At 52.1% G+C, this 7,836-nt stretch carries 7 protein-coding genes; 1 reads left to right on the forward strand and 6 read right to left on the reverse strand.

Features of this window, described 5'->3' with window-relative positions; all coding sequences use genetic code 11:
- Positions 1 to 522: glycosyltransferase (locus tag AACZ40_RS26965; RefSeq protein WP_339676660.1), on the reverse strand; the 522-nt coding region annotated here is incomplete at its 3' end.
- Positions 523 to 1,007: 485 nt separating this feature from the next.
- Here AACZ40_RS26965 and AACZ40_RS26970 point away from each other — a divergent pair.
- Positions 1,008 to 1,475: an SRPBCC family protein gene (locus AACZ40_RS26970; protein ID WP_291180496.1), complete on the forward strand. Its 468-nt coding sequence runs from the start codon at positions 1,008 to 1,010 to the stop codon at positions 1,473 to 1,475.
- A gap of 3 nt (positions 1,476 to 1,478) precedes the next feature.
- On the opposite strand, the gene AACZ40_RS26975 is transcribed toward AACZ40_RS26970, so the two are convergent.
- The 5 genes from AACZ40_RS26975 to AACZ40_RS26995 form a co-directional block, all read right to left on the reverse strand.
- Positions 1,479 to 3,161 carry a WD40 repeat domain-containing protein gene (locus AACZ40_RS26975; protein ID WP_291180492.1) on the reverse strand — a complete coding sequence of 561 codons (1,683 nt, stop codon included), beginning with the start codon at positions 3,159 to 3,161 and terminating at the stop codon, positions 1,479 to 1,481.
- Positions 3,158 to 4,432 (reverse strand): DUF1501 domain-containing protein, encoded by a 1,275-nt coding sequence (locus AACZ40_RS26980; RefSeq protein ID WP_291180491.1) that lies wholly within the window; start codon positions 4,430 to 4,432, stop codon positions 3,158 to 3,160. The genes AACZ40_RS26975 and AACZ40_RS26980 overlap by 4 nt, the downstream gene beginning before the upstream one ends.
- Positions 4,433 to 4,496: 64 nt before the next feature.
- Positions 4,497 to 5,828: a DUF1553 domain-containing protein gene (locus AACZ40_RS26985; RefSeq protein ID WP_339676663.1), complete on the reverse strand. Its 1,332-nt coding sequence runs from the start codon at positions 5,826 to 5,828 to the stop codon at positions 4,497 to 4,499.
- On the reverse strand, positions 5,812 to 6,225 hold the full coding sequence (locus AACZ40_RS26990; protein WP_339676666.1) for a DUF1549 domain-containing protein: 414 nt from the start codon (positions 6,223 to 6,225) through the stop codon (positions 5,812 to 5,814). Before AACZ40_RS26990 ends, AACZ40_RS26985 begins: the two co-directional genes overlap by 17 nt.
- 237 nt (positions 6,226 to 6,462) lie before the next feature.
- On the reverse strand, positions 6,463 to 7,836 hold a 1,374-nt coding region (locus AACZ40_RS26995), incomplete at its 5' end, for a PQQ-binding-like beta-propeller repeat protein (RefSeq protein WP_339676669.1).

The raw sequence follows: 7,836 nt of genomic DNA on the forward strand, positions 1-7,836 counted from the left end.
ACGCGGCGCATACCACCTGATCCCTGAAGCCACGCCGACCGATTCATCCTGCAGAGGTTGTACCAGGTCCCGAAGCCATGTCCGGTGGGGAACCACATCTGCATCCAGCCAGGCAACCACATCCACGTCCTCGCTCACTTCAGACAGACCCTGAAGCAAAGATTGATTTTTCAATCCGCAGTTCACGCTCCGCGATTCCAGCACGCTCACCTGACAATGGGGATGACGGTGTGTTTCCAGATACTGATTGACAAACGGAAAGGCGGGATCATCAACGTGATCTACAATGATCTTAACAGCATATTCCGGGTACTCCTGATTGAGCAGTCCTTCCAGGCAGTTGACCAGGAAGGGGTCATGCCCTCTTAAAGACAGGAGCACAACTGCCCGAGGCTGATAGTCATGCCGTTCAGGTTGTGAGCCCTGTTCCTGGTAGAGCCGGATACACCCCTTCCCCCAGTGAAGGTACATCACTCCGAAGTACACGAGCATCAGGCTACATGGTATTGCCAGATAATACATTCAATGGGCCCTGGTAAGTCTGACTTACTGCGATTCATCACAACAGATCTGACTCTGATTGATATTCTGATATCCGGTTGATCTGTTATCAACTGATCCCTGTTGTGCACTCTCGAAATCTGCACTTGCAGAGAGAACCTGGAGAAACTGCAACCGACTGTTCTGGTTAAGACAGAACAGATTCATGCAGCATCCTACCCCCCCGTTCCGAGGCTTTACAAGCAGCAATCCAGACAACAACAGGTTGCGGCCAGACCCAATCCTTACAGACCGCAAAACCGAACCTTTTGGCCTGAATCCCCTGTCAGGCAAAATCGGATTCCTGAAAACGCAGTAAACCTGCTGCAAACAAGATCACACTGGCATTCAAAGCCTGTTACAATGCCACGTGTGCTGAGATGGAAAAGATTTCTTTGAATCGCGAGGGTAAAATTACACTTCGGAGTTCACAGGGCGAGTCAGGTTCAAGCGGGGAGAGAGTGGCTTTGGAGATAACACACCATCAGGAAATTATTGCTCCCGTCGAAGTCGTATTCAGTTACCTGAATGACGATGAAAAAATGCAGCTCTGGATGGAAGGGCTGGAATCGGTAGAATATCCCAAGGGGAAAAAAACGGATTACCGGGTGGGAACAAAATTTATCCATACAATTAAAGAAGGTCTGAATACCCAAAGATATAAAGGAATTGTCACCGCCTATGAACCGCCGACACTGCTCGCAGTGAAACTGATGCATCCCGCACATCGGATTGAAGTCACCTATGAATTGACGTCACACGGCAGAAAAACGGAACTGGATTATCACTGCGAACTGACATTCACATCCTTTTACTATCGGGTCATGAGTGTCCTGTTCAGCTGGTTCACAAAGCGCATTCTGAAATCGCAGATGACAAAACTGAAACTGCTGGCGGAACAGGAATCGGTCCGACGTGTTCCACCAGCAAAGTGACCGCTATTTTTTCTTCGCCTTCGTTTTTTTAGCGGCTGCGAGTTCTGCAGGAGTTTCCGGGCCCAGGTGATAGAGGCGCGCTGTTTTGTCAAAGCAGGCCACGCACATCCGCAGACCATCGGGATGGAAATCCAGATCATAGGGAACACTTTTGATTTTTTCTGATGCGAAAGGTTTGTCTTCTCCCAGTTTCCAGAACCAGATCATCCCCGACGAATTGCCGCCCACGGCAGCGATAAAGTCATTTTCGGGATGAAAGCGAACTCCCCAGCAGGTCCCTTTAAAATTATCATCGGGGGTCATGACTGCCAGGCGCTTACCGGTGGCCCAGTCAAACAGAATGACGGTGGGAACTCCAATCCCGGCGAACGCATTTGAGACTCCACCGATTCCACTGATGGCAAAATACTTGCCATCCCGGCTGATATCCATTCCGCGTACGCCACCAATGTGACCGTGGAACGTGGTGTCATACTTATAAATCGCACTCCCGTCGAAATCGCGTTCCAGTTTCCCGGTTTCCACATCCCACTGTTTCAGATTTCCTCTTAAATCACCGGAAATCAGCCAGCGGCCACTCGGATGAAACTTAACGTTATAGACCTGATGTTCATGGCCTGACAGTGTCCTGATCAGCTTTGCCTCTTTTACCGACCAGAGCTTCACCAGGCAGTCATTTCCGCCAGTGGCCACCAGTGATCCATCGGGGCTGATCGCCACTGCCCGCACATATCCTTTATGGGCTGTCACCAAATGCTGTGGCTTCGGCTGCTCTGCCTCCAGGTTCCACCAGGCGACCTTTCCTTCATAGGCGCCCGTGATTAACAGGGGGCTCGCACGCCCCACGTCAAAACGACGGACCCAGCTCTGGTGTCCCAGCAGTTCTGTATTCTCCGCGCTGACCAGATCCCAGCGATTAAAAGCGGAACCCTGGGCCCCCGCCAGCAGGTAATTTCCACTGGCATCAATCTTGCAGGAATATAAGGGGCGTGAATGGGAAAACGCTGCCACTTCTCGAAACCGTTCCGGATCAGCCGTCGGCTGCTGGTCGCGAAACAGTTTTACGAATTCCTGAAACTGGTTCGCTTTCGCCCGCTGTTCTGTCAGTTGCTTTTCTGCTGCCGCTGCCTGTTTTTTTAATTCTGCCTGCTGCTTCTGTTTCTCAGTCAGCGACTGCTCCCGCTGCTTCACCTGCTGTTCCAGCGTATTCAGTTCTCTGGACAGGGTTTCTGCTTTGAGTTTGACCGCCTCTGCCGAATCATCAGCCTGATCTTTATTTTGCGGATCTTCGGGTTTCTTATTCTGCGACTCCTTCAAGTTCTGTTGTATCGTGTTCAATGCCTCTGTTTCAGATTTGATCTTCTGTTTTGCCTCTTTCAGTTCAGTTTGCAGCTGATTGATCTCGGCTTCCACCTGTTTGAGTTCTGCCGTAAGCTGATTGACTGCCTTCTCCTGAGCGGCAGTCATTCGCGCAGCTTTGTCCGCATCCAGTTCTGCAAATGGCAAAGCAGCCGGTAATGATGTCGGACCATGATTGAGAATGGGCTTTACTGCCTGTAGTGGTAACTGTGAGTTCTCTGTCTTGTCAGTCGGTTTCTCGGCAGCCGGAAGCACGGAAATACCGCACAGCATGACAGCCGTCTGCAGACAAATCAGGGAGGACCGCCGTTGATAAAATTTAATCACGCCAGAATCTCCTTGATCGCCTCAGTCTTGGGATCGGCTTTGGCAATCGGCTGACCATTGGGGTAAAATTCTTCCGTCGAATCCAGGCCGACCGCCTGGTAGTAGGTGTGGAACAGGTGACCGCCATTGACTTCACGATCAATCACTTGGGTACCGGTTTCATTGGTCTTTCCGGAAACGGCGCCCCCTTTAATCCCGGCCCCGCCCACGGCGATCGACCAGGCTGTGCCCCAGTGATCGCGGCCCACGCGCGAATTAATTTTCGGCGTGCGACCAAATTCGCACATGCAGATAATCAGGGTATGCTCCAGTAAACCACGATCGTAGAGATCCGAGATAAACATCGCGAAAGGCCGATCGAATTCGCCCAGTTGTTCGATATGAAAATTGAAATTCTCAGAGTGCGTATCGTAGTTGGTATGTCCCACTTTGACGAACGTTACGCCTTTCTCAATCAACTGGCGAGCCATCAGGCAGTGCTGGCCGAAATCATGCTTGCCGTAACGTTCGACGTCTTTGTCAGAAAAATGACTGAAGTCGAAAATATCCCGCCGGGACATCAACGCTGCCGCCTGATCGAACGATTCATTGTAAACTTCAGTATGGGCGGTCTTGCGTTTTTGCTCAAATCGCTGGCTGACTTTGCTGCGCAGACTCCGTCTCAGCTTGTCCCGCTCCGTCGTCATGGAAGCATGCATCTCCAGGTTGGCCGGTGCCTTGCCACCCGAGAGAACCAGCGGCGCATGACGGGGGCCCAGAAAGGTCGCCTCTTTCGAAGAGCCCCCGGCACCTACTGAAATATATCCCGGCAACGGGCTGTCGGGAGGGGACAGATGGCTGGAAAACGAGGAGCCCAGGTACGGGTAAGCAAATCCAGGCTGTTCTTTTCGCCCGGTCTGCATGATGTAGGCTCCTTTGCCATGATTGTTTTCTCTGGTGTTGATCCCCCGGACCAGCGCCAGATGATGCATTTGCTGCGCCGTATATGGCAGCAGTTCGCTGATCTGTACGCCAGGGGCTGAGGTCGAAATCGCCTGGAATGGTCCTCCCGTTTCCGTTCCCGGCTTGGGATCCCAGGTCTCCAGCTGGCTGACACCGCCCGACAGCCAGAAGACCACCACCTGCTTCTGTTGGGCAGCCAGTTTTTTTGCTGCCTGAACCTGGGTCATGCCACCAAAGCCCAGCATACTCAATGCACCAGCGGCAGTGCCCCCCATGAAAGATCGACGCGTCAGTGATTCATGTGATCCACAAGCATAGTTACAACGCATTGTCACACCCTTTCCCTGCATTCCATAAGTCGGTCTGTAATAGAATCACATTGAGTCTGTACTGTCAGTGATTAAAACGAAACTCGGATGACATTAACAACGCCCAGATCAGATCGGTGACCATCACTGCCCGATCCTGCCCCTTTTTTTCTGCCAGCAACGCAGTCACCTCTTCCGTTTCCGTCTGAAGAGGCGGTCTTGTGAGGACACTGAGATACAGCTCTTCTGCCAGCTGTGGGGTTTGGTCCACTGGAATCTTCAGAAGACGATCCGCCAGATTTCCCGCTCTCGCCGGCAGGATCACCTGGATCCGCTGATCGTTGGACAGATATAAGATCTGGTCCGCCATCGCTTCGAACTCTTTGACCGGTTCACCGGGCACTCCCCCAAACAGGGACACAAACTGGCGTTCATACCCCAGCAGGTTTTTTCGCAGTGTGGCTTCATTCAACTTCTGTTTCAGGCTGTTGCGATGCACTTCTGCCAGCCCGGTCGCTTCCATCACTGCCCAGGCATACTGTTCCGGGTTTAAAGGCTTTAACAGGGCATGCGTAAATTGTGCATCGGATAATTCCTTCGCTGTCTGCTCCTGAAATAATTCATTCGCACTCGATCGCTGGTACGTTTCGCTTAATGCGATTTCACGCAGGTACCATTTCAGATCGTATTCATGCGCCATCAGCTGTTCGGTTAATACATCCAGCAGTTCGGGATGCGAGGGAGGATTATCCGAATGATCCGCATCAAGCGGATGGACGATTCCCCGCCCCAGCAGCATGTCCCATAAACGATTCGCCATAGTCCGGGCAAAGCGGCGATTATCTGTGGTAATAGCATCTCCCAGCTGAGCACGACGGCTGTATTGGGGAATCGGCCGCACGCCTTTGGCTGGCTTGACCTTGTATTCCTCTCCCTTTTTGAAAACAGGTTCGGGAATTTTTTTGTTATCGAAGACGGCAGGCAGTGTCGTTGCGGGACCTTTGGATGTTTTATCTCGAACTTCGAACACCGACTCATATTTGACTTCCCCTTCTGCCTTCTCAGCCAGGACGGTCTGCTTTTTCTGTTTGTCGGTAAATACAAAACTGCGAATCAGGAACGCCGAGATCCCGTAATAATGATCCTGCTTCCAGTCTGCAACTTCCGGGTGATCATGGCACTGGGCACACGTCAGGTCGGCTCCCAGAAAAATCCGACTGATGTCACGGGTCAGCTCATTGACTTCACCATCTCGGGCCAGGTAAAAGCGAGCGGCTGCCTGATGTTCTTTCTCTGTCCCATCCGCAGAAAGGATTTCGCGCACCAGTTGATCCAGCGGTTTGTTCTCCGCAACAGATGTCCGCAGGTATTCTTCCCACTTAGCCGGATCGATGTATTTCTTATTCATCCGCTGCATCAGCATCACATCCAGGCGCTACAAAGCGGGCGTACTCGGGAGAATTCAACAACTGATCGATCAGGATCGCACGTTTATTGGTGCGCTGATCTTTCAGAAAAGTCCGCGTCTGTTCGATGGTCGGAATCCGCCCTGTCAGATCGAGGTAAATCCGCCGCAGAAATTCAGCGTCATTACTCAGCGGAGATGCCAGCTTCGCATAGTCTGCAGTTCGATTCTGGATCAGCCTGTCGATCGACTCATGCAATGGTGGTTCGGCAGGCAAAATTGGCTTGTTGGCGATCAGTGGTGCCTCAGGAAACTGAGACCGATCCGCAGCCTCGACTGAGGCTGATATCAGCGGGCGGGAGAACACAATCAGCAGCAAAACGTAAACTCGCATGTTCGCGCGAAACATGGGTCTCCTTTCTCTGCAATGTCGTTCAGACAGTCTGGCTGTCCGAGGCGGGACGTAGCGAAACTTATTCTGTTTCAATACGTTGTGGGAAGTCAAAACATATAGGCAGGTGTTTATTTATCGTCTATTGTGCAACTGCAGCCGCACTCCGTCAAGTACAATCCGCAGATCTTACTTAGCTTTACTCATTTCGGAGAAAGGCAACAGAGGACGAAACCGATGCTTGAAAGGCTGCCTCTAACGGTCCGTTTTCTCAACGGATGTGGTTTGCGAGCCCGTGGAAATGTCGTAACAGGCAGCCATTTCGCTGTTTCGCACAAACAGTTTCCCGTGTGCCAGGGCGGGATGATTCCAGGTCTGTCCGCTGATCGCCTGAAATTCTGCTACCTGGGTATATGCTTCCGGATCCGCTTTCACGAGTTCCACGCGACCATCCTCTGCCAGGATCAGCAGCATTGATCCCACCAGCAGCATCTGACCGTAACCGTAGCGTCCCTTCTTCCAGATGCGGTTCCCATTCTCCAGATTCAGACAGGTGAGAATTCCTTCATCCAGTCCATATACGAAACCATCCCGCTTCACAGCAGAATTGAATTTCAGTTTGGGACTGTTACTCGTCCAGACTTCGGTCACTTGCCAATCGTCGCCGGACTTCTTAATTGAAAGCCGCGCCGAACCCACGCCATATCCCGAACCGATAAAGATTGATGAATCATCAATTACGATGGGCTGAGCCGCATTGACTCCTGCCTGATTTGTCCAGGGAAAAAACCAGAGTGACTGACCATCTGCCGGCGCAAAGCTTTCCAGTCCCTTTGCATGAAACACCAGGATCTGAGGCACACCCTGCAATTCTGCCAGTTGGGGAGAACTGTAACTCGGTTTTCGGCTGCCACTGGTCCACGCCTGCTTTCCAGTCCGTTTATCGAAAGCAATGATCGAACGATGATTCAATTCGGACGTATCCATCACCAGTCCCTGGTTCACGATCACCAGATCTTCCCAGATCAAAGGGGAGCCGGACATGCCCCATTGCAGATTTTTAAAATCCTGTTCTTCAAGCAGATCATGAGTCCAGACTTCAATGCCTGTAGCCGCTTCGAAGCAATGGAGAACTCCCGTTCCGCCGACCGTGTAAAGAAATCCCTGATCGAAAGTCGGCGTGGCCCGTGGCCCGACGCCTCCCAGCGTTTCTTCAAAGCGCACTTCATCTTCATAAACCCAGAGTTGATCACCCGTCTGCCCGTCGTAGCAGACGACGACTTCGACATCGCCCCGTTGCTCCTGGGTAAAAACCCGGTCGCCGACAATGCAGAATGATCCCCAGCCCGCACCGACCGGATGTTTCCACAGCAGTTTCGGCGAATGTGTGTTCCAGTCAGTTCGAATCGACTGTGTTGCCGCGATCCCGTCGCGGCTGCTTCCCCGGTAACCAGGCCAGTCTCCCGGGACCACTTCCAGCGTCTGTTTCGCTGAATTCGGATTTCTTTCGACTTTGCTCTCAACCTGTTTGAAATACGCTGCGGCACGCTGCTCGGGCGTTGCCGCAAACCGGAATCGAAACCGGGGGACCATATCCCCTTCAAAACTTTCTACGCGTACCAGTCCAAA

The organism is uncultured Gimesia sp. (assembly GCF_963972345.1).
Lineage (GTDB): Bacteria > Planctomycetota > Planctomycetia > Planctomycetales > Planctomycetaceae > Gimesia.